We start from the raw sequence: 21845 nt of genomic DNA, 5'->3' as shown, positions 1-21845 counted from the left end.
CTGTATTTGTGCGGCGCACCATTTCGGAGCCAGGCCTGGCGGTGCGCCTGCATCCCCTGGCCGTTTTGATGTTGGGTCGGTGCGTCCATCAGGGGCCGCCTGGAGGATCCCTAGCCGCATTGCCCCACGTAACCGCATGCCGTGCAGAAGTCGCAGCCATCCTTCCTGATGACGGTCGGGTTGCCGCATTCCGGGCAGGCCTTGCCGGCCAGCGTGGCGGGCGCTTCCGCGTTCCTGGGGGATTCGAGCACGCCCATCTCCCGCAGTGGAAAGCCTTCTTCATTGAGGATGCCAAGCATGGCATAGCGGTGAATGATCAGGCGTGCCATGTAGGCTACGGTCGAGGGCCAGGTCTGCTGGCGTCGCTCGCCGTGTGGCAGGCCCGGCACAAAAGCCATGAAGTGACCCAGCGGCTCGGCGTAGTTGAGCAGCTTGCGCAGCTTCATGCCGATCCATGCCGGATCAATCACCCGCATGTCCAGCGACAGCAGGCGTGCCAGGCCATCGAGCGCGCGTGGGTAGTTGCCTGAAAACCCCACGGCACAGGGCCGGGTGACGGTGCTGCCGTCCGGACCCGGCAGGGTCACTTCTTTCAGCGTGAGGGTGAAGTTTTCGCCGGTGGCCGGGTTCTCGATGTCCACCGCCCAGGCCAGCGTGCCCGAGGGGCCGGTTTTCGGCTCCTCGCGGCTGAACATGGCGTCCATGACCGGCGTGATGCCGGCCTTGACGGCCGGCTGCAAGGACTTGAGCTGGTCGCAGCGCCAGCGGATGACCGCTGCGGTGGCCGCCACAACGCCCGGGAACAGGCGCAGTTCGCCGTGCGGTGGAAACGGCATCTCGAAGGCGCGTTCTTCGGCCACCGTAGCCAGCGCGTCCAGCTTGAGTTGCAGCCATGCCGGGTCGTTGGCGCGCAGATCCATCGACAGCGTCTTGGCCATTGCGCCCAGGCCACGGGGCTGTTCGGCACCGTTGACCCAGACTTCAAAGGGCTGCGACGCGCCGCCACCCTCAGGTGCGAGTTCGCCGACGAACAGCGCAAAGTCGCCGAAGGGGTGGTGCACCATGAAAGTCCAGGCCGGATTGCCCCCCGGCAACTCGGGCCGGCCCGGCCAGCGCAGGGACGAGAGCACAGGCGCGGGCAGGCGCTCCAGCGCCAGACGCCGGTTGGCATCGTTGATCTGCAGCGGAGCGGCCGTGGGGCCGACGCTGAGCACCGAACCCAGCACGGCATTGGGCCGGTAGGTGGCCAGCCCCTTCAGGCCGGACTGCCAGGCTTCGAGGTAGAGGTTCTGGAAGTCTGCGTAGGGGTAGTCGGCCGGCACATTGACGGTTTTTGAAATCGCCGTGTCGATGTAGGGTGCGACGGCCGCCACCATGGCTTCATGGGCCTGCGCGCTCATCTCCAGTGCCGTCACGAAGGCCGGGGTCAGCGCAGCGTCGTCGCCGCGCAAATGGCGGTAAAGCCGCCAGGCGTGGTCTTCCACCGCGTATTCCTTGAGGCTGCCGTCGGGCATGCGTTTCTTGCGGGTGTAGCGCCAGCTGAAGGCGGGCTCGATGCCGTTGCTGGCGTTGTCCGCAAACGCCAGGCTGATGGTGCCGGTGGGCGCGATGGACAGTAGGTGCGAGTTGCGCAGCCCATGCGCGCGGATGCGCTCCTTGAGCGGCTGCGGTAAACGTGAGGCAAAGCGCTGGCCGCTCAGGTACAGGTCGGCATTGAACAGCGGGAAGGCGCCGCGTTCGCGCGCCAGTTCCACCGAGGCGTCGTAGGCCGCATCGCGCATGACTTCGGCGATGTGCCGCGCCATGTCGCGGGCCTCGGGCGTGTCATAGCGCAGGTTGAGCATGACCAGCGCATCGCCCAGCCCGGTGAAGCCCAGGCCGACGCGGCGCTTGTTGCGCGCCTCTTCCTGTTGCTGCGGCAAGGGCCAGACCGTGACGTCCAGCACGTTGTCGAGCATGCGAACCGCCACGCGGGCCATCTCGGTAAACGCGGCCTCGTCGAAGCGGGCTTTTTCATCAAAGGGATCCAGCACAAAACGGGTCAGGTCGATCGAGCCCAGGCAGCAGCATCCGTAGGGCGGCAGCGGCTGCTCGGCGCAGGGATTGGTGCTGGAAATCGTCTCGCAATACGACAGGTTGTTGTCGTGGTTGATGTGATCGAGAAACAGGACACCTGGCTCCGCATGGTCATAGGTCGAACGCATGATCTGGTCCCATAGATCCCGCGCCCTGAGTTTGCGGTAGACCCACAGCCCGTTGTCGGGGCCCTGAAACGCCCCTGCGGCTTTCTGCTCCACGCCGGGCTGGGCTCGATGAACCAGTGAGACCTCTGCATCGGCGACAACGGCCTCCATGAAGGCGTCGGTGACCCCCACCGAAATGTTGAAGTTGCGCAGGTCGCCGTCATCCTTGGCGTGGATGAACTCTTCGATGTCGGGATGGTCGCAGCGCAACACGCCCATTTGTGCGCCACGCCTGGAACCGGCGGATTCGACCGTCTCGCACGAGCGGTCAAACACCCGCATGTAGCTGACCGGCCCTGAAGCACTGCTCTGGGTGCTGCCGACCCAGGCGCCGCGCGGGCGGATGCGCGAAAAGTCGTAGCCGACGCCACCGCCGCGGCGCATGGTTTCCGCCGCCTCCGTGAGGGCGGTATAGATGCCGGGGTGGCCGTCTTCCGTCTGCGAGATGGAGTCCCCGACCGGCTGCACAAAGCAGTTGATCAGCGTGGCCGACAGGTCCGTCCCCGCAGCGGACTGGATGCGTCCGGCCGGCAGGAAGCCCTGCTGCAAGGCTTGAAGGAAGCGGCCTTCCCACTGCTGGCGCAGCTCCGGCGCTTCAGCCTGCGCCAGGGCGCGCGCCACGCGCTGGGTGACATCCAGGATGCTTTTCTCCGTTCCCTTGCCATATTTCTCCAGCAGAATCTCTTCGCTGATGTCCTGAGGGGGGAGGGCATGGACGGCGGGGGCAGGTTTGGCTAGCTGGTCTGGCATGAGGCGGTTCCGGTGAATGGCTTGACGCATCGTACGGGTGGGATATGCCGGTCAGTTTGATTCAGCACAAACCTGGGGAAACCAATTTTTGCAGGATCGCCGTTCTACTTCAAGGGCGGTCTCAAGGATGAAGGGCAACACCCCCGCCGCACAGCAAGCGGGATATGCGTGAGATATGCGTATGAAAGGTATGCGCATGAAATCAGAGCCAAAGCAGAGCCAAAGCAGGGCCAAAGCAGCCGTGGCCTGGATACGCAGCCCCGCAGGGCTATTGCCGTTGGGTTAGTGGGCTACCGGGCTATTGGGCGTGAGTCCGGCTGAATGCTGGTGCCATTGCCCGATGAGTCAATCGCCTGCCCACCCGGCAAGCCGGGCGATCTCGGGATTTGGTGTGTTGCGCACCACATTTGTGCAGCGCACCATTTCGGCTGCGGGCCAGTTCAACCGAGCAGGTCGGCCGCGTCGAGCATGCGCTGCGCCACTTCACCAAGGCGCAGACCTTTGTCCATGGCGGCCTTGCGCAGTTTTTCATAGGCCACCTGCTCGGAAAGACCCTGGCGCTGCATCAACATTCCCTTGGCCCGGTCGATGATCTTGCGGTCGTGCAGTTCGGTTTTGGCATGTGCCAACTCGCGCCTGAGTTTCTGTTCGTATTCAAACCGCGCCATGGCGACGTCCAGAATGGGGCGTATCCGGTCGGGTGAGAGGCCCGCCACGATATAGGCAGACACGCCGGCAGCCACCGCATCCTTCACATGCGTGGTGTCGTTGTCGTTGGTGAACAGCACGATAGGGCGCCGCTCGTCGCGGGTGGCCATGACCACATGTTCCAGCGAATCGCGGGCCTCGCTCTCGGCGTCCACAATGATCATGTCGGGCTGCAGCTGGGCCAGCCGCTCCTCGAGAAAGGTGTCTGCCGGTAGCACCGCCACGATGTTGTAACCGTTTTCGAGCAAGCCAATACGCAACTGGCGAGAGCGTTCGATCAGCGCCAGGGCGGCCTCATCTGCTGCGTCGGATGTGGACAAATCCGGCGCAATCACAACAAGACGCAGGGATTGGGGCGATGACATGCGCCGTAACGTGCAAGATTCGCGCCAGTTTGGGGCTGCCCGTGCCGGTTTCTGCCGCCGGATGCTCTCCCAAGCCGGGGAGAAGCTCAAACCTTACACTTGGGACGATGCTAGTCCTTGGAATTGAATCGAGTTGTGACGAAACGGGTGTGGCGCTGGTGGATGCCGCCGGCAGCGATGTGCCGCGCCTGCTATCGCATGCCCTGTACAGCCAGATCCAGATGCACCAGGCGTATGGCGGCGTGGTGCCGGAACTGGCCAGCCGTGATCACATCCAGCGGGTCCTGCCCTTGACGCGCCAGGTCATGGACGAAGCCGGGTGGACGCTGGCGCAGGTGGATGTGGTGGCCTACACGCGCGGGCCGGGGCTGGCCGGCGCGTTGCTGGTGGGCGCCGGTGTGGCCTGTTCGCTGGCGGCTGCGCTGGGCAAGCCGGTGATGGGCGTGCACCATCTGGAGGGGCATTTGCTGTCGCCTTTCCTGAGCGCCGACCCGCCGGTGTTTCCGTTTGTGGCCCTGCTGGTTTCCGGCGGGCACACCCAGCTGATGCGGGTGGACCGTGTCGGCAGCTACGAGCTGCTGGGAGAAACCATTGATGACGCGGCGGGCGAGGCCTTTGACAAGTCGGCCAAGCTGATGGGTTTGCCTTACCCCGGCGGGCCGCATCTGGCTGACCTGGCACGGCAAGGCGATGGCACCGCCTTCAAATTGCCCCGGCCCCTGTTGCACAGCGGAGACCTCGATTTTTCGTTCGCGGGGCTGAAAACCGCGGTGCTGACCCAAGCCAAAAAACTGGGGCCTGAGCTGGAAAACCGCAAAGCGGATCTGGCCGCGGCCACCCAGGCTGCCATTGTGGAGGTGCTGGTCAAAAAATCGCTGGCCGCCATGGCGCAAACCGGCCTGAAGCGACTCGTCGTCGCGGGCGGTGTGGGTGCCAATGCCCTGCTGCGCAGCCAGCTGAATGCGGCCTGCCAGCAACGCGGCATCCGCGTGCATTACCCGGAGCTGCACCTGTGCACGGACAACGGCGCAATGATTGCGCTCGCCGCCGGCATGCGCCTGCAGGCCGGCCTGGAAACGCTGCAGCGTGGCTACACCTTTGACGTGAAACCGCGCTGGAGTTTGACCCCCACGGTCGCTCGCTCCGCGTAGCTCCCTGCCCCCAGAGGGGGCCGCTGCGCCTGCGGCCCGGCAAAGCCGGTTCCGCGGCCCTGGCTGGTATAACTTCCCGCCCCTCGTGGGGACCGCCGGCGAACATTCCAGCGGATACTCGGCCCTGATCAGGGATTACTGTATGTCGAGGTGGGTGACGTTGCTGACAGGGATTTTTTTGCCCAGCGTCAGCGTCAGCACGCCGTTTTCAAGTTTTGCGCTGCTGTTGGCGACGTCAATTTCAAGGGGAAAGCGCCAGGCTGCCTTGACGCTGCGGACGGCCTCAGCCTTGCTCGCCACGCGCACCACATCGCCTTCAATGCCAATGTCCAGCTGTTCTTTGGCCAGGCCCGGAACGTCGAGCTGCAGCGTATAGCTTTTCTCCAGGTCTTCCACGGTGGCGGACCTGGCCGCACCCGTGTCAGACAGCGACAAGAAGGTGTCATTGAGGAATTTTTCCAGTGCGCCATTGCTGACAACGGGCGGGTAGCTGCGCTGGAAGCTGCGGGCGGGACGGGGGGCAACGGAGTAAAACATGCGGGTTCCTTTGGTCGATGGGTGGGGAGGTTTTCCCCTTACACTGCGCGGCGTTCACCATGATTGCCGCATGCACATCAATTAGGTGTACAGACGATTTATTCAAGCGAAAAACCGGGATGTATTTATTCATGCAAAAACTCTTGAAACGCGTCGCACTGGCCCTATGTCTGGGCGCTGCTCTGGCCGCCCAGGCGCAGTCCGTCGCCCAGCCGCCGGTGCGGATCGCGCTCATCGAGAGCCTGTCCGGGCCATTCGCCAATACCGGTGAAGCGGTCTTTCGCAACCTGGTCTGGGCCACGGAGCGTGTCAATGCGCGCGGTGGCGTCAAGCTGCCCGGCGGTGCGCGCAGCCTGGCGGTCGAGCGCTATGACAACAAGGGGCAGAACGAGGAAGCCCTGGCGGCCCTGCGTTCGGCCATCGATGATGGTGTGACGGTGATCGCGCAGGGCAATTCATCGGCCATTGCGGCGGTGCTGATCGATGCCATCAACAAGCACAACGAGCGTGAGCCGGGCAAGCGCGTGCTGTTCCTGAACTATTCGGCGGTCGACCCTATCCTGACGAACGAAAAGTGCAGCTACTGGCATTTTCGTTTCGATGCCCACGCCGACATGCGCATGGCGGCCCTGATGGATGTGCTCAAGGATGACAGGGCGGTGAAAAGCGTCTACCTGATCGGCCAGGACTACAGCTTTGGCCAGGCGGTGTTGCGTGAGGCCCGCAAACAGTTGGGCGCGCAGCGTCCCGATGTGCAGATCGTCGGGGACGAGCTGCATGCGCTGGGGCGCGTGAAGGACTTCATTCCGTACGCTGTGAAAATCAAGGCCAGCGGCGCGCAGGCGGTGCTCACCGGCAACTGGGGCAATGACCTGACGCTGCTGATCAAGGCCGCGAAGGAAGTGGGTTATGAGGGCAAGTTCTACACCTTCTATGGCAATGCGCTGGGCGTACCGGCGGCGCTGGGCGATGCGGGCGTGGGAAAGGTGATTGCGGTGGCGGACTGGTTTCCCAATGAACCCGGCAATGCGTCCGAAGCGTTCTACCAGGCGTTTCGCCAGCGCTTTCCGAAGCCGCAGGATGACTATGTGCACATGCGCATGCAGCTGATGATGGAGGCTTTTGCGCAAGGTGTTGAAAGGGCCGGCTCGACGGAGTCGGGCGCCGTGGCCGCGCAGCTTGAGCGGGCTGCCGTGGCTGTTTCAGGTCACAAGGGCGCGATGCGTGCGGCCGACCACCAGTTCCAGCAGCCCCTGCTGGTGGCGATGATGGGCAAGCAGGGCGCGCCCGGCGTGAAATTTGATGTTGAAGGGTCGGGCTATGGTTTTCGCGTCATCAAGACCATCGCGCCCGAGCGGGCCGAGCAGCCGCACAGCTGCCGGATGGTGCGGCCCTGAGTTATCCCTTATCCCGTGAGTTAGCGCAACAGGTCCATAACAGGTCCATCCATTGCACCTGCTGCATCCACTGAATTGAAAGGCAAGCATGCGACAGGCAGTATTGAATCTTGAGGAATCGATGATCCGCCAGGTCGCCAATGCCGGCATGGGCCGCACCGACGTGCTCAAGTTCTGGTTTGGCGAGAGCGACGAGGTCACGCCTGCTTTCATCCGCGACGCCGCGATGGCTTCGCTGCAGCAGGGCGAGACTTTCTATGCCCACAACCTGGGCCTGCCCGAGTTGCGGGAAGCCATTGCCCGCTACGCCACCGCGCTGCGTTGCCCGGGTGCCGCCCCCATAGGTGTTGGGCGCATCGCCGTCACGTCGGGCGGCGTGAATGCGCTCATGCTGGCTGTGCAGGCACTGGTGGATGCCGGCGACGAGGTGGTGGCCGTGACGCCGGTCTGGCCTAACCTGACGGCGCAACCAGCCATCCTGGGTGCCCGGGTGAAGTGCGTCAGCCTCAGGCCGGTAGCGGGGCAGTGGCAGCTCGACATGGCGGAACTGCTGACGGCCATCACGCCCGCGACCAAGCTGCTGATCGTGAATGCCCCCAACAACCCGACCGGCTGGACGTTGACGCGCGCCGAGCAGGAGGCGCTTCTGGCGCACTGCCGGCGTACGGGCACCTGGATTCTGGCCGACGAGGTCTATGAGCGGCTGTATTTCGAAGCCACACCGAACGGCTGCGCCCCCAGCTTTCTGGATATTGCCGCCCCGGAGGACCGTCTCGTCGTCGTCCACAGCTTTTCGAAGAGCTTTCTCATGACGGGCTGGCGCCTGGGCTGGCTGGTGATGCCGGCTTCGATGACGCCGCACATGGGCAAGCTGGTGGAGTTCAACACGTCCTGCGCCCCGGTGTTTGTCCAGCGGGCCGGGCTGGTGGCGATTGAGCGCACGGCGGACATCACGCCCCGCGTGGTGGGCCACCTGAAGACCTGCCGCGACACGCTGATTCCCTTGCTGCAGGCCGTGCCCGGTGTGCAGGTGGCGCCGGCCAAAGGCGGGATGTACGCCTTTTTCAGGCTGGAAGGGCAGGCGGGGTTTAACGATTCGCTGGACACGGCCAAACGGCTGGTTGTCGAGGCCGGGCTGGGCCTGGCGCCAGGCAACGCCTTTATGGTCAACCCCACGCCCGAAGCCCAGGGCTGGCTGCGCTGGTGTTTTGCCAGCCAGGACGTGGCCAGGCTGGGGCAGGGCGTGGATCGCCTGCGGCGCTGGCTTGGGCTATAATCCAAGGCTCTGCGTAGTCGTACGGCCTTTTCAAGGCTGGCCTGCCAGAACACGACGAAGGCGGTCAACTCCCATGTCGGGAACGCTGCCTCGCTCGCAAGTGCACAAGTTGCAAGAGGAAAAACATGATCGAGAAATCAATCAAGGCCGAGATTGTCAAGGCCAACGCACGCGCTGCCAACGACACCGGCAGTCCTGAAGTTCAAGTGGCGCTGCTGACCGGCCGCATCAACGAGCTGACCCCCCATTTCAAGGCCAACGCCAAAGACCACCATGGTCGCCGCGGCCTGCTGCGCATGGTGAGCCGCCGCCGCAAGCTGCTGGACTACCTGAAGTCCAAAGACGCCGACCGTTACACCGCGCTGATCGCCAAGCTTGGCCTGCGTAAATAAACGGTAAAACGATTTGAGAGCGCCTGAGTTAGTTCACCTAGCTCAGGCGCTTTTTACTTCGGAGCAAGGCAAAACGAACGCGCGCTGTGTCATTCCACAAGAAAAGTCCTCATCACCCCGTGATTCAGGCGTTTTGTGGAATGGCATCGTGTTCAGCCAGCCCCGCTCCGGGCCCCAGGGTGCAGCCTCATGCACCCGCATCTAGTGGAGCAATAACATGAGCATTTTCAACAAAGTCACCAAATCCTTCCAGTGGGGCCAGCACAAGGTCACGATGGAAACCGGTGAAGTCGCACGCCAGGCCAGCGGTGCCGTCGTGGTTGACATGGACGGCACCGTGGTGCTGGCCACCGTGGTCGCCAAGACCGATGCCAAGCCCGGCCAGGACTTCTTCCCCCTGACCGTTGATTACCTCGAGAAAACCTATGCAGCCGGCCGCATTCCCGGCAGCTTTTTCAAGCGCGAAGGCCGCCCCAGCGAATTTGAAACGCTGACGTCCCGCCTGATCGACCGTCCGATCCGTCCGCTGTTCCCCGAAGGCTTCTTCAACGAAGTGCAGGTCGTGATCCACGTGCTGTCGCTGAACCCTGAAGTGGAGGGCGACATTCCTGCGCTGATCGCTTCGAGCGCTGCGCTGTCGATTTCCGGCATTCCGTTCAATGGCCCGATTGGCGCCGCACGCGTGGCCTATATCGATGGCCAGTATGTGCTGAATCCCGGCAAGACCCAGCTGAAAGATTCCAAGATGGATCTGGTCGTGGCTGGCACCGAAGCCGCTGTGCTGATGGTCGAGTCCGAAGCCCAGCAGCTGTCTGAAGAAATCATGCTCGGCGCCGTGGTGTTTGGCCACGAGCAGGGCAATATCGCCATCAACGCGATCCATGAACTCGTGCGCGACGCTGGCAAACCGGTCTGGGACTGGCAAGCGCCCGCGAAAGACGAGCCGCTGATCGCCAAGGTCAACGAACTCGCTGGTGTCAAGCTGCAGGCCGCCTACCAGATCCGCAGCAAGCAGGCGCGTACGCAAGCCTGTCGCGTGGCCTATGCCGACGTGATGGCCGCCCTGAAAGCCGACGGCGTGGAATTCGACGGCGTGACCGTTGAAGGCATGCTGTTCGACATCGAAGCCAAAATCGTCCGTAGCCAGATCCTGGCCGGCGAGCCACGCATTGACGGCCGCGACACGCGCACCGTGCGTGCCATTGAAATCCGCAACAGCGTGCTGCCCCGTACCCACGGCTCCGCCCTGTTCACGCGCGGCGAAACCCAGGCGCTGGTCGTGACCACGCTGGGCACCGAGCGCGACGCGCAGCGCATTGACGCGTTGTCGGGCGACTACGAAGACCGCTTCATGCTGCACTACAACATGCCTCCGTTCGCCACCGGCGAAACCGGCCGCGTTGGCAGCCCGAAACGCCGCGAGATTGGCCATGGGCGGCTTGCCAAGCGCGCGCTGATCGCCGTGCTGCCCACCAAGGAAGAATTCCCGTACACCATGCGCGTGGTGTCTGAAATCACCGAATCCAACGGCTCCTCGTCGATGGCTTCGGTCTGCGGCGGCTGCCTGTCGCTGATGGACGCCGGCGTTCCGATGAAAGCGCACGTGGCTGGTATCGCCATGGGCCTGATCAAGGAAGAAAACCGCTTCGCCGTGCTGACCGACATCCTGGGTGACGAAGATCATCTGGGCGACATGGACTTCAAAGTGGCCGGTACCACCTTCGGTATCACCGCGCTGCAGATGGACATCAAGATCCAGGGCATCACGAAAGAGATCATGCAGGTCGCGCTGGCCCAGGCCAAGGAAGCCCGCATGCACATCCTGGGCAAGATGCAGGAAGCCATGGGTGAAGCCAAGGCCGAGGTGTCTGACTTCGCGCCGCGCCTCTACGTGATGAAGATCAATCCCGAGAAGATCCGTGACGTGATCGGCAAGGGTGGCGCCGTCATCCGTGCGCTGACCGAAGAAACCGGCACCCAGATCAACATCGAAGAAGACGGCACGATCACCATCGCCTCCAACGACAGCGCCAAGGCCGACGAAGCCAAGCGCCGCATTGCCGAGATCACCGCGGAAGTCGAAATCGGCAAGGTCTACGAAGGCGCCATCACCAAGATCCTGGACTTCGGTGCACTGGTCAACCTGCTGCCCGGCAAGGACGGCCTGCTGCACATCAGCCAGATCGCCCACGAGCGTGTCGAGAAGGTCACCGACTACCTGAGCGAAGGCCAGATCGTCAAGGTCAAGGTTCTGGAGACCGATGAAAAAGGCCGCGTCAAGCTGTCGATGAAGGCCTTGCTGGACCGTCCTGCCCAAAATCAGGATCAGGACCGGGGTTAATCTTTTAACTGCTATTGATTTTGTAGCCGTCAGTCCCTGAATATGCGGCCTGACGGCGCAAATGATCTGGAATCCCTATGAAAGCCATTGAAATCACCTCCTATGGTGCGCCTGAGGTGCTGCGTCTGGGCGAACGCCCTGACGCGCAAGCCGGCGCCGGTGAAGTGTTGATTCGCGTCAAGGCCAGTGGCGTGAACCGCCCGGATGTCTTGCAGCGGACGGGGAACTACCCGGTCCCGCCTGGTGCTTCGGATATTCCCGGCCTGGAAGTGGCGGGTGAGATTGTGGCAGGTGATGCCGCAGCGATGGCGGCGGCCGGTTTCAAGATCGGTGACCGCGTTTGCGCGCTGGTCGCGGGTGGCGGCTATGCGGAGCTCTGCGTGGCTCCCGTGGGGCAATGCCTTCCCGTGCCCACGGGGAACGGCCGGGAACTGAGCGATGCGGAAGCGGCCTCGCTGCCGGAGACCTTCTTTACGGTCTGGAGCAATGTCTTTGAACGTGCGCGCCTGCAAGCCGGCGAGACGCTTCTGATTCAGGGCGGCTCCAGCGGCATTGGCGTCACGGCCATCCAGATGGCCAAGGCGCTGGGCGCCAGGGTTGTGGTGACAGCGGGCAGCGATGACAAGTGCGCAGCCTGCCTCGCATTGGGTGCCGACCATGCAATCAACTACAAGACCGCCGACTTCGTTGAAGAAGTGAAGAAACTGACGAACGGCCAGGGCGTCAATGTCATTCTTGACATGGTGGCCGGCAGCTACGTCTCCCGTGAAGTCGAAAGCCTGGCCGAAGATGGCCGTCTGGTCATCATTGCATTGCAGGGCGGTGCCAGGGCGGAAGTCAATGCCGGCCTGGTTTTGCGCCGGAGGCTCACCATCACCGGTTCGACGCTGCGGCCCCGTCCGTTGGCGTTCAAGGCCGCCATTGCACAGGCGCTCAAGGAAAAAGTCTGGCCGCTGATTGCCAGTGGGGCGATCAAGCCCGTCATTCACAGCACCTTTGCGGCGGTGGATGCAGGCAGTGATACGGGCAGCGGTGCAGCCCGGGCCCATGCACTGATGGAGTCCAACCAGCATGTCGGAAAAATCGTTTTAACCTGGTAATCAAGGCCAAGCAGGATGAAAAAGCTGATTGCGGGAAACTGGAAGATGAACGGCAGCCTGGCTGCCAATGCCGCGTTGCTGGAGGCGCTGGGGGAAGGGTTGAAAGACCTGAGCCTCCCGCTCACCTGCGAGGTGGCCGTATGCGTACCCGCGCCCTACCTGGCGCAGGTTCACAGCCTGACGTCGGGCCAACCCAGCCTGTCGACCCTGGCGTTGGGGGCGCAGGATGTCTCCGCGCAAGCCTCCGGTGCCTACACCGGCGAGGTCAGTGCGGCCATGCTCAAGGATTTCGGCTGCCGCTATGCGATCGTGGGCCATTCCGAGCGTCGCCAGTACCACGGCGAAACAGATGCGCTGGTGGCCGACAAGGCCAGGGCTGCACTGGCGGCAGGGATCACGCCCATCGTCTGCATTGGTGAAACGCTGGCCGAGCGCGAAGGCGGCCACACGGAAGAGGTGGTCAAGCGCCAGCTCGCGGCGGTGATTCATGTCAACGGGCACTGCATCAGCGAGATCGTGGTGGCCTACGAACCCGTCTGGGCCATAGGCACTGGCAAAACGGCCTCGCCCGAAGAGGCGCAGGCGGTTCATGCGGTGCTGCGGGCCCAGCTCAAGGCGGCGACCGACCATCCGATGCGTGTGAAAATTCTGTATGGCGGCAGCATGAATGCGGCCAATGCGGCGACGCTCTTGGGCCAGCCCGACATCGATGGCGGCCTGATAGGCGGCGCCTCGCTCAAAGCCCCGGATTTTTTAAAAATTATTGCTGCAGCCCAGGTTTGACCGGCGCAGAACGCTATTAAATTAGGAGTAAATATGAACGTTGTATTGACCGTTGTCCTTGCCCTGCAAATGCTCGCCGCCTTAGGCATGATTGGCCTGATCCTGGTGCAGCACGGCAAAGGCGCCGACATGGGTGCAGCGTTTGGCAGCGGCGGCTCGGGCAGCCTGTTTGGCGCCAGTGGCAGCGCCAACTTTCTGTCCCGCACCACCGGCGTGCTGGCCGCGGTGTTTTTTGCCTGCACCCTGCTGCTGGCGTACTTCGGCAATGCGCAGCCGCGCACCAGTTCCAGCGTGCTGGAAGGGGCTGCTGTCTCGGGGTCCGCTTCGGCGCCCGCGCCCGCCGCGTCCGGGCCTGCCGCACAAATTCCGGGCACCACGGCACCTGCGGGCGCCAGGCCGGCAGTTCCTGTGCCGCCTGCACCCGCCGCATCGGGGGCTGCGCAAATCCCGACGAAATAACGTGATTAAAAGGTGTCGCGCCCAGCCGGGAGTGGCGCGATTTCAGGTTAAACTCTAAAGCTGTCTGGGAAGCTCAAAACCGCAAGGTTTCCTCATGCCATCCAGACAGCTGAATACCGCGGACGTGGTGAAATTGGTAGACACGCTATCTTGAGGGGGTAGTGCCGAAAGGTGTGCGAGTTCGAGTCTCGCCGTCCGCACCAGATTGACAAGCATCGGCAGCGGCGCTTTGGGCGAAGCTGTCGGGGCAAACGGCAAGCTGAAACAAGCCGCGCAGGTGGCTTTTCAGAAGTTGAATCCACGATGAACCTCGATCAATACCTTCCTGTTCTCCTGTTTATTCTGGTCGGTGTGGGTGTCGGTGTGGTGCCCCAGGTGCTGGGTCGTTTGCTGGGCCCGGTGCGTCCCGACAGCGAAAAAAATTCCCCCTACGAGTGCGGCTTCGAAGCTTTCGAGGATGCCCGCATGAAATTCGATGTGCGCTACTACCTGATCGCCATCCTCTTCATTCTTTTTGACCTCGAAATCGCGTTCCTTTTTCCCTGGGCGGTTGCGCTCAAGGAAGTCGGTCCGGTGGGTTTCTGGTCGGTCATGATTTTCCTGGGCATTCTGGTCGTGGGCTTTGTCTACGAGTGGAAAAAGGGTGCGCTGGACTGGGAATAAGAAAAGATCCCGAGGGTTCTTCGCGACGAGGTCGCCACCAAATCCACCAAATAAGGTACGGGTATGTCACTTGAAGGTGTTTTCAACGAAGGCTTCATGACCACGAGTTACGACTCGGTGGTCAACTGGGCCAAGACCGGGTCGCTGTGGCCCATGACTTTTGGTCTGGCCTGCTGCGCCGTGGAAATGATGCATGCGGGTGCGGCCCGTTATGACCTGGACCGTTTCGGCATGCTGTTTCGCCCCAGCCCGCGCCAGTCCGACCTGATGATTGTTGCCGGCACGCTGTGCAACAAGATGGGGCCCGCCCTGCGCAAGGTGTACGACCAGATGTCCGAGCCGCGCTGGGTGCTCTCCATGGGCTCCTGCGCCAACGGAGGCGGTTACTACCACTACAGTTATTCCGTGGTTCGCGGTTGCGACCGCATCGTTCCGGTGGATGTCTATGTGCCGGGCTGCCCGCCCACCGCCGAAGCGCTGTTGTACGGCATCATCCAGTTGCAGCAGAAAATTCGCCGCACCAATACGATCGCGAGGGCCTGATGCTGTCCTCGTTTCCCGTTTCCGCCACGCAGCTTGGCGACACCATCGCGGCGGTGCTCGGCGACAAGGTCAAGAGCCTGAAGATCGCGCTGGGTGAGGTGACCGTGACGGTCGGCGCCGCCGATTACCTCGCGTCGGCCGTTCTGTTGCGCGATGCGGCAGGCTGCCGCTTCGAGCAGCTGATTGACCTGTGCGGCCTGGACTACTCCGAATACAAGGATGGTCAGTACGATGGCCTGCGCTACTGCGTTGCCACGCATCTGCTGTCGGTCAGCCTGAACCAGCGCGTGCGGCTCAAGGTGTTTTGCCCTGACGACGATTTTCCGGTCGTTGATTCGCTCAACGGTGTGTGGAACTCGGCGAACTGGTTCGAGCGCGAAGCGTTTGACCTCTACGGCATCATCTTTGAAGGCCACAACGATCTGCGTCGCATCCTGACCGACTACGGTTTTATCGGCCATCCTTTCCGCAAGGATTTTCCGACCACGGGCCATGTGGAAATGCGCTATGACGCCGAGCAAAAGCGCGTGATTTACCAGCCGGTCACCATCGAGCCCCGCGAGATCACGCCGCGCGTGATTCGTGAGGACAACTACGGTGGCCTTCAATGAGCCCCCACGCTCGTCACTGCGTGAGCCTGCGGCAGTTCGCTGCCCCTTGCACTAAAGAGTGGGGCGCTGCCTTGCTTGGGGCGGCCCGGCGCGGCGGCATTAGCACTGCAAAAATTTGGTAGACCATGGCTGAAATCAAAAACTACACGCTCAATTTTGGACCGCAGCATCCGGCGGCACATGGCGTTTTGCGCCTCGTGCTGGAGCTTGATGGTGAGGTCATCCAGCGCGCCGACCCGCACATCGGCCTGCTGCACCGCGCCACTGAAAAACTGGCCGAAAGCAAAACCTACATCCAGTCGCTGCCCTACATGGACAGGCTCGACTATGTGTCGATGATGTCCAACGAGCAGGCCTACTGCCTGGCCATCGAGAAATTGCTGGGCGTGGATGTGCCCATACGTGCGCAATACATTCGCGTGATGTACGCGGAAATCACGCGGCTGCTCAACCATCTGCTGTGGCTGGGTGCGCATGGTCTCGATTGCGGTGCGATGAACATCCTGATTTACTGTTTTCGCGAACGCGAGGCGCTGTTTGACATGTACGAGGCCGTCTCGGGTGCGCGCATGCATGCGGCCTACTTCCGGCCGGGAGGTGTTTACCGCGACCTGCCCGATACCATGCCGCAGTACCGGGTCAGCAAGATCAAGAACGCCAAGGCCATTGCGGCGCTGAACGAAAACCGCCAGGGCTCCCTGCTCGACTTCATTGACGACTTCGTGGCCAAATTCCCCAAGCTGGTTGACGAGTACGAAACCCTGTTGACCGACAACCGCATCTGGAAGCAGCGCACCGTGGGTGTGGGGGTTGTGTCGCCCGAGCGCGCGCTCAACCTCGGTTTCACCGGCCCCATGCTCCGGGGCTCCGGTTTTGCCTGGGACCTGCGCAAGCAGCAGCCCTATGACGTCTACGACCGCATGGATTTCGACATTCCCGTTGGGAAAACCGGCGATTGCTACGACCGCTACCTGGTTCGCATTGAGGAGATGCGCCAGTCCAACCGCATCATCAAGCAATGCATCGACTGGCTGCGCGTCAACCCCGGCCCGGTGATTACCAGCAACCACAAGGTCGCGGCACCTGACCGCGAATCCATGAAGACCAACATGGAAGAGCTGATTCACCACTTCAAGCTCTTCACCGAAGGTTTTCACGTGCCCGAGGGCGAGGCCTATGCGGCTGTCGAGCATCCCAAGGGTGAGTTCGGCATTTACATCGTCAGCGATGGCGCCAACAAGCCATACCGCCTGAAAATCCGCCCGCCCGGCTTCCCGCACCTGGCGGCCATGGACGAAATGTCGCGCGGCCACATGATCGCCGACGCCGTCGCCGTGATCGGCACCATGGACATTGTGTTCGGTGAAATTGATCGCTAAACCTGATGATTTCAACCATGATTTCTGAACAAACCAAAGCCCGTTTTGACCGCGAGGTTGCCAAGTACCCTGCGGACCAGAAGCAGTCAGCCGTGATGGCCTGCCTCACGATCGTGCAGGAAGAGCAGGGCTTTGTCAGTGCCGAGAGCGAGAAGCTGGTGGCCGACTACCTGGGCATGGCGCCGATCGCCGTGCACGAAGTCACCACCTTCTACAACATGTACAACCAGCAGCCGGTGGGCAAGTACAAACTCAATGTCTGCACCAACCTGCCGTGCCAGTTGCGCGATGGCGCCAAGGCGCTCAAGCACCTGGAGCACAAGCTGGGAATTTCCATGGGCCAGACAACGGCCGACGGCCTGTTCACGCTGCAGCAGTCCGAATGCCTGGGGGCCTGCGCGGACTCCCCGGTGATGCTGGTCAACGACCTCACGATGTGCAGCTTCATGAGCGATGAGAAACTGGACCAGCTCATCGATGGTCTCAAATCCGCCGAGGCGAAATAAGCATGACGCTCTCAAGCAACCTCCCTGACACTGCGGCGCAGAACGTGCTGGCGCAATTTGCGGCAACGGGCGTGCAGACCTGTTTTCATGGCCGGCATATCGAGCCGCAAATTCTTGCAGACCTTGATGGCAGCAACTGGCGTCTGAAGGACTACGAAGCGCGCGGTGGCTACCAGGCCCTGCGCAAAATCCTCAGCAAGGATGGTGGCGAAGGATTGACACCGGACCAGGTGATTGCCGAAGTCAAGGCGAGCAGTCTGCGCGGCCGTGGTGGCGCGGGTTTTCCGACCGGGCTGAAGTGGAGCTTCATGCCGCGCCAGTTCCCCGGGCAGAAGTACCTGGTGTGCAACTCCGACGAAGGCGAGCCGGGCACCTGCAAAGACCGCGACATCATGCAGTACAACCCGCACAGCGTGATCGAGGGCATGGCGATTGCGGCTTATGCGATGGGCATCAGCGTCGGCTACAACTACATCCATGGCGAGATTTTTACGACCTACCGGCGCTTTGAAGAAGCGCTTGACGAGGCCCGGGCTGCCGGCCTGATCGGCGAGAAGATTCTCGGCAGCAGCTTCACTTTCCAGCTCCATGCCTCGCATGGTTTTGGGGCCTATATTTGCGGCGAAGAAACCGCTTTGCTGGAATCGCTGGAAGGCAAAAAAGGCCAACCCCGCTTCAAGCCGCCATTTCCTGCCAGCTTTGGTTTGTACGGCAAACCCACCACCATCAACAACACCGAAACATTCGCCGCCGTGCCGTGGATCATCCGCAATGGCGGCCAGGCCTACCTGGAGTGCGGCAAGCCCAACAACGGTGGTACCAAGATTTACTCGGTTTCCGGCGACGTCGAATTGCCCGGCAACTACGAGGTGCCCATGGGTACACCCTTTGCCAAACTGCTGGAACTGGCGGGCGGCGTGCGCAAGGGCCGCACGCTCAAGGCGGTTATTCCCGGTGGTTCATCCGCGCCGGTGCTGCCGGCTTCCATCATGATGGATTGCACGATGGACTACGACTCCATCGCCAAGGCTGGTTCCATGCTGGGCTCGGGCGCGGTGATCGTGATGGACGACAGCCGTTGCATGGTCGAGTCGCTCAAGCGCCTGTCATACTTTTACATGCACGAGTCCTGCGGGCAATGCACGCCCTGCCGCGAAGGCACGGGCTGGCTGTGGCGCGTCGTGGACCGTATCCATAACGGCCACGGCAAGCAAACCGACATGGACCTGCTCAACTCGGTGGCCGACAACATTCAGGGCCGCACCATCTGTGCGCTGGGTGATGCCGCCGCGATGCCGGTCCGCGCGATGATCAAGCATTTTCGCCATGAGTTCGAGGCCATGATCAAAACACAGACACCACAAGCCGCCTCAGCCCAAGCTGCAACACCGGCCTGATTGCGGAAAGAAAACATATGGTTGAAATAGAACTCGACGGCCAGAAAGTGGAAGTGCTCGAAGGCAGCACGGTCATGCATGCTGCTGAAAAAGCCGGCACCTACATTCCGCATTTTTGCTACCACAAGAAGCTCTCCATTGCGGCGAACTGCCGCATGTGCCTGGTGGACATAGAGAAGGCGCCCAAGCCGATGCCAGCCTGCGCCACGCCGGTGACGCAGGGCATGATCGTGCACACCAAGAATGAAAAAGCCATCAAGGCCCAAAAGGGCGTGATGGAGTTTTTGCTGATCAACCACCCGCTGGATTGCCCCATCTGCGACCAGGGCGGCGAATGCCAGCTGCAGGACCTGGCCGTGGGTTACGGTGGCGGCGAGTCGCGCTACGAAGAAGAAAAACGCGTCGTGTTCCACAAGGACGTGGGTCCGCTGATTTCCATGCAGGAAATGAGCCGCTGCATTCACTGCACCCGGTGCGTGCGTTTTGGCCAGGAAATCGCCGGCGTGATGGAGCTGGGCATGTCGCACCGCGGCGAGCATGCTGAAATTGAAACATTCGTTGGAATGTCGGTGGACTCCGAACTGTCCGGAAACATGATCGACCTCTGCCCGGTCGGTGCGTTGACCAGCAAGCCGTTTCGCTACAGCGCCCGTACCTGGGAGCTGTCGCGCCGCAAATCAATCAGCCCGCACGACTCCACCGGCGCCAACCTGATTGTCCAGGTCAAGAGCAACAAGGTCATGCGTGTGGTGCCGCTGGAGAATGAAGACGTCAACGAATGCTGGATCGCCGACCGCGACCGATTTTCCTATGAAGCCCTGAACAGCGACGAGCGGCTGACCACCCCGATGCTCAAGCAGGGCGGGGTATGGAAGACGGTCGACTGGCAGACTGCGCTTGAATACGTGGCCAATGGCCTGAAACAGATCAAGGCCGATCACGGCGCCGCCAGCATCGGCACACTGGCCAGCCCCCACAGCACGCTGGAAGAACTGTACCTGGCCGCCTCGCTCATGCGCGGCCTGGGCAGTGAGAATATCGACTACCGTTTGCGCCACGCGGAATTTTCGGCGTCTCCGTCCATCCGCTGGCTCGGCACCTCCATTGCGTCGCTGTCGCAATTGCAACGCGTGCTGGTGGTCGGCTCCAACCTGCGCAAGGACCACCCCCTGTTTGCGCAGCGCATTCGCCAGTCGGTTCGCAAGGGATGTACGCTCAGTGCCATCAATTCGGTAGCCGAACTGGCTTCGGCAGATGCTTGGGCCATGCCGGTGACCCACGCGCTGATGGCCGGACCGGACACCTGGGCGCAGGCTCTCGCCGATGTGGCCACGGCGATTGCCGCCGAAAAGGGTGTGTCCGCACCTGCAGCCGGGCAGGCCACCGATGCCGCCAAGGCGATTGCCACGTCATTGCTGGGTGGTGAGCGCAAAGCCGTCCTGCTGGGCAATGCCGCGGCCCACCATGCCAATGCATCCAGCCTGCTGGCTCTGGCTGGCTGGATTGCCAGGCAGACCGGCGCGACCGTTGGCTACCTGACCGAAGCGGCCAACACCGTAGGTGCTCAGCTGGCGGGTGCCTTGCCGGGCAACCATGGCCTCAATGCCGCGCAGATGCTGGACGGCAAGCTGAAAGCGGTCATCCTGCTGAACAACGAACCCGAGTTTGACTCGGCGGCAGGCGCCCGGGCCAAAGCGTCGCTGAATACCGCCCAGATGGTTGTCACGCTGAGCCCCTTCAAGGCCAATATGGACTTCAGCGACGTGCTGTTGCCGATCGCTCCGTTCACGGAAACGCCCGGTACGTTTGTCAACGCAGAGGGGCGCGTGCAGGGTTTTCATGCGGTCGTCAAACCTCTGGGCGAGACGCGTCCGGCCTGGAAAGTCTTGCGCGTCCTGGCCAACCTGCTCGGTTTGCCTGGTTTTGATTTTGAGTCCTCGCAGGATGTGCTCAAGCAGATTGCCGGCGTGGACGCTGCTCTGGTTCCAGCCGACAGGCTGGGCAACGCCAGCGAAGCCGACATCACCTTGGTCGCAGCAGGCCCTGTACCCGCCGTTGCCAAAATTTACCAGCTTGACGGACTGGTCAGGCGTGCCACCTCGCTGCAGCTGACCGCCGATGCGCGCCAAGGCGCCCGGCTTGAACCAAGGCTGGAAGGAGCCGGCGCATGATTGACACAGTGTATGGTTTTGGCCAGGGCTTGATGGGTGGCATCTGGCCGGCCACGGTCTGGCCCGTGTTGTGGGCGCTCATCAAGATCGTCTGCGTCCTGCTGCCCCTGATGGGCTGCGTTGCCTATCTCACCCTGTGGGAGCGCAAGGCCATCGGTTTTACCCAGATCCGCCTGGGCCCCAACCGCGTGGGTCCCTCCGGCCTGTTGCAGCCGATTGCGGATGCGCTCAAGCTGCTCACCAAGGAGATCATCATCCCGACGGCCGCCAGCAAGGGCCTGTTCGTGCTGGGACCGATCATGACCATCATGCCGGCGCTGGCTGCCTGGGCGGTCGTGCCTTTTGGCCCCGACGTTGCACTGGCCAATATCAATGCCGGACTGCTGTTCCTGATGGCCATCACCTCGATGGAGGTGTACGGCGTGATCATTGCGGGCTGGGCCTCGAACTCCAAGTACGCCTTCCTTGGGGCCATGCGCGCGTCGGCCCAAATGGTGAGCTATGAAATCGCCATGGGCTTTTGCCTGGTGGTGGTTCTCATGGTGTCGGGCAGCCTCAACATGACCGACATCGTGATGAGCCAGGGCAAGGGAACTTTGGCCAGCCATGGCTGGACTTTCCTGTCCTGGAACTGGCTGCCGTTGTTGCCGATCTTTGTCGTGTACTTCATCTCCGGCCTGGCCGAGACCAACCGCCATCCGTTTGACGTGGTCGAAGGCGAGTCCGAAATCGTGGCCGGCCATATGGTCGAATACTCGGGCATGGCCTTCGCAATGTTCTTCCTCGCCGAATACGCGAACATGTGGCTGGTCGCCATCCTGGCCGTGCTGCTGTTCCTGGGCGGCTGGTTGCCGCCCGTCGAAGCCCTGAGCTTCATTCCGGGCTGGATCTGGTTGGGCGCCAAGACCTTTGTTGTGGTCACCATGTTCCTGTGGGTGCGCGCCACCTTCCCGCGTTTTCGTTACGACCAGATCATGCGCCTGGGCTGGAAGATCTTCATTCCCGTGACCCTGGTCTGGCTGGTGGTCGTTGGGGCCTGGATGCAGACCCCCTACAACATCTGGAAATAAACC

19 protein-coding genes and 1 tRNA gene are annotated in these 21845 nt (G+C 62.1%); 17 read left to right on the top strand and 3 right to left on the bottom strand.

All coding sequences use genetic code 11. The features are described 5' to 3' along the window. Positions 1-110: 110 nt before the first annotated feature. Entirely contained in the window at positions 111-2993 is a 2883-nt protein-coding gene (locus tag AC1DUR_RS08975) for an adenosylcobalamin-dependent ribonucleoside-diphosphate reductase (RefSeq protein WP_477718552.1), read from the bottom strand. A gap of 440 nt (positions 2994-3433) precedes the next feature. Next, positions 3434-4066: an ANTAR domain-containing response regulator gene (locus AC1DUR_RS08970; RefSeq protein WP_477718551.1), complete on the bottom strand. Its 633-nt coding sequence runs from the start codon at positions 4064-4066 to the stop codon at positions 3434-3436. A gap of 107 nt (positions 4067-4173) precedes the next feature. Here AC1DUR_RS08970 and tsaD point away from each other — a divergent pair, with 107 nt between their 5' ends. Continuing rightward, entirely contained in the window at positions 4174-5217 is a 1044-nt protein-coding gene (tsaD, locus tag AC1DUR_RS08965) for a tRNA (adenosine(37)-N6)-threonylcarbamoyltransferase complex transferase subunit TsaD (protein ID WP_477718550.1), read from the top strand. Between the two features lie 135 nt (positions 5218-5352). Here tsaD and AC1DUR_RS08960 read toward each other — a convergent pair whose 3' ends face one another. Further along, positions 5353-5754 carry an Hsp20/alpha crystallin family protein gene (locus tag AC1DUR_RS08960; RefSeq protein WP_477718549.1) on the bottom strand — a complete coding sequence of 134 codons (402 nt, stop codon included), beginning with the start codon at positions 5752-5754 and terminating at the stop codon, positions 5353-5355. Positions 5755-5885: 131 nt separating this feature from the next. Between AC1DUR_RS08960 and AC1DUR_RS08955 the strand changes: the two genes are divergently transcribed. The 16 genes from AC1DUR_RS08955 (at position 5886) to nuoH (ending at position 21842) form a co-directional block, all read left to right on the top strand. Then, complete coding sequence (locus AC1DUR_RS08955; RefSeq protein WP_477718548.1) at positions 5886-7151, top strand: branched-chain amino acid ABC transporter substrate-binding protein; 1266 nt, start codon at positions 5886-5888, stop codon at positions 7149-7151. Between the two features lie 88 nt (positions 7152-7239). Then, the gene (locus AC1DUR_RS08950; RefSeq protein WP_477718547.1) at positions 7240-8427 is read left to right on the top strand and encodes a pyridoxal phosphate-dependent aminotransferase; all 1188 of its coding nucleotides are present in this window, start codon (positions 7240-7242) and stop codon (positions 8425-8427) included. A 125-nt stretch (positions 8428-8552) separates the two neighbouring features. Beyond that, positions 8553-8819 (top strand): 30S ribosomal protein S15, encoded by a 267-nt coding sequence (gene rpsO / locus AC1DUR_RS08945; protein ID WP_011484170.1) that lies wholly within the window; start codon positions 8553-8555, stop codon positions 8817-8819. A 217-nt stretch (positions 8820-9036) separates the two neighbouring features. Then, a complete protein-coding gene (pnp, locus tag AC1DUR_RS08940; protein WP_477718546.1) occupies positions 9037-11160 on the top strand; it encodes a polyribonucleotide nucleotidyltransferase in 2124 nt (707 codons plus the stop codon). A gap of 77 nt (positions 11161-11237) precedes the next feature. After that, positions 11238-12260: an NAD(P)H-quinone oxidoreductase gene (locus AC1DUR_RS08935; RefSeq protein ID WP_477718545.1), complete on the top strand. Its 1023-nt coding sequence runs from the start codon at positions 11238-11240 to the stop codon at positions 12258-12260. Positions 12261-12275: 15 nt separating this feature from the next. Beyond that, positions 12276-13043: a triose-phosphate isomerase gene (gene tpiA / locus AC1DUR_RS08930; protein WP_477718544.1), complete on the top strand. Its 768-nt coding sequence runs from the start codon at positions 12276-12278 to the stop codon at positions 13041-13043. Positions 13044-13076: 33 nt separating this feature from the next. Next, a complete protein-coding gene (secG, locus tag AC1DUR_RS08925; RefSeq protein WP_477718543.1) occupies positions 13077-13502 on the top strand; it encodes a preprotein translocase subunit SecG in 426 nt (141 codons plus the stop codon). Between the two features lie 118 nt (positions 13503-13620). After that, positions 13621-13705, top strand: a tRNA-Leu gene (locus AC1DUR_RS08920). Between the two features lie 100 nt (positions 13706-13805). After that, positions 13806-14165, top strand: coding sequence for an NADH-quinone oxidoreductase subunit A (locus AC1DUR_RS08915; RefSeq protein ID WP_477718542.1), 360 nt, complete (start codon positions 13806-13808; stop codon positions 14163-14165). A gap of 63 nt (positions 14166-14228) precedes the next feature. Then, entirely contained in the window at positions 14229-14708 is a 480-nt protein-coding gene (locus tag AC1DUR_RS08910) for a NuoB/complex I 20 kDa subunit family protein (RefSeq protein ID WP_477718541.1), read from the top strand. Beyond that, positions 14708-15319 carry an NADH-quinone oxidoreductase subunit C gene (locus AC1DUR_RS08905; protein WP_477718540.1) on the top strand — a complete coding sequence of 204 codons (612 nt, stop codon included), beginning with the start codon at positions 14708-14710 and terminating at the stop codon, positions 15317-15319. The genes AC1DUR_RS08910 and AC1DUR_RS08905 overlap by 1 nt, the downstream gene beginning before the upstream one ends. 125 nt (positions 15320-15444) lie before the next feature. Further along, the gene (locus AC1DUR_RS08900) at positions 15445-16698 is read left to right on the top strand and encodes an NADH-quinone oxidoreductase subunit D (protein WP_477718539.1); all 1254 of its coding nucleotides are present in this window, start codon (positions 15445-15447) and stop codon (positions 16696-16698) included. Positions 16699-16715: 17 nt separating this feature from the next. After that, positions 16716-17204: an NADH-quinone oxidoreductase subunit NuoE gene (gene nuoE, locus AC1DUR_RS08895; RefSeq protein WP_477718538.1), complete on the top strand. Its 489-nt coding sequence runs from the start codon at positions 16716-16718 to the stop codon at positions 17202-17204. 2 nt (positions 17205-17206) lie between these two features. After that, positions 17207-18601, top strand: a complete 1395-nt coding sequence (gene nuoF / locus AC1DUR_RS08890) for an NADH-quinone oxidoreductase subunit NuoF (RefSeq protein WP_477718537.1) — start codon at positions 17207-17209, stop codon at positions 18599-18601. Positions 18602-18618: 17 nt separating this feature from the next. After that, positions 18619-20772: an NADH-quinone oxidoreductase subunit NuoG gene (gene nuoG / locus AC1DUR_RS08885; protein ID WP_477718536.1), complete on the top strand. Its 2154-nt coding sequence runs from the start codon at positions 18619-18621 to the stop codon at positions 20770-20772. After that, the gene (gene nuoH / locus AC1DUR_RS08880; protein ID WP_477718535.1) at positions 20769-21842 is read left to right on the top strand and encodes an NADH-quinone oxidoreductase subunit NuoH; all 1074 of its coding nucleotides are present in this window, start codon (positions 20769-20771) and stop codon (positions 21840-21842) included. Before nuoG ends, nuoH begins: the two co-directional genes overlap by 4 nt. Positions 21843-21845 lie beyond the last annotated feature (3 nt).

This window comes from Polaromonas sp. P4_F4 (genome assembly GCF_056401355.1).
The sequence above is the reverse complement of the archived record's forward strand: the minus strand, read 5'-3'. Positions and strand labels throughout refer to the sequence as shown.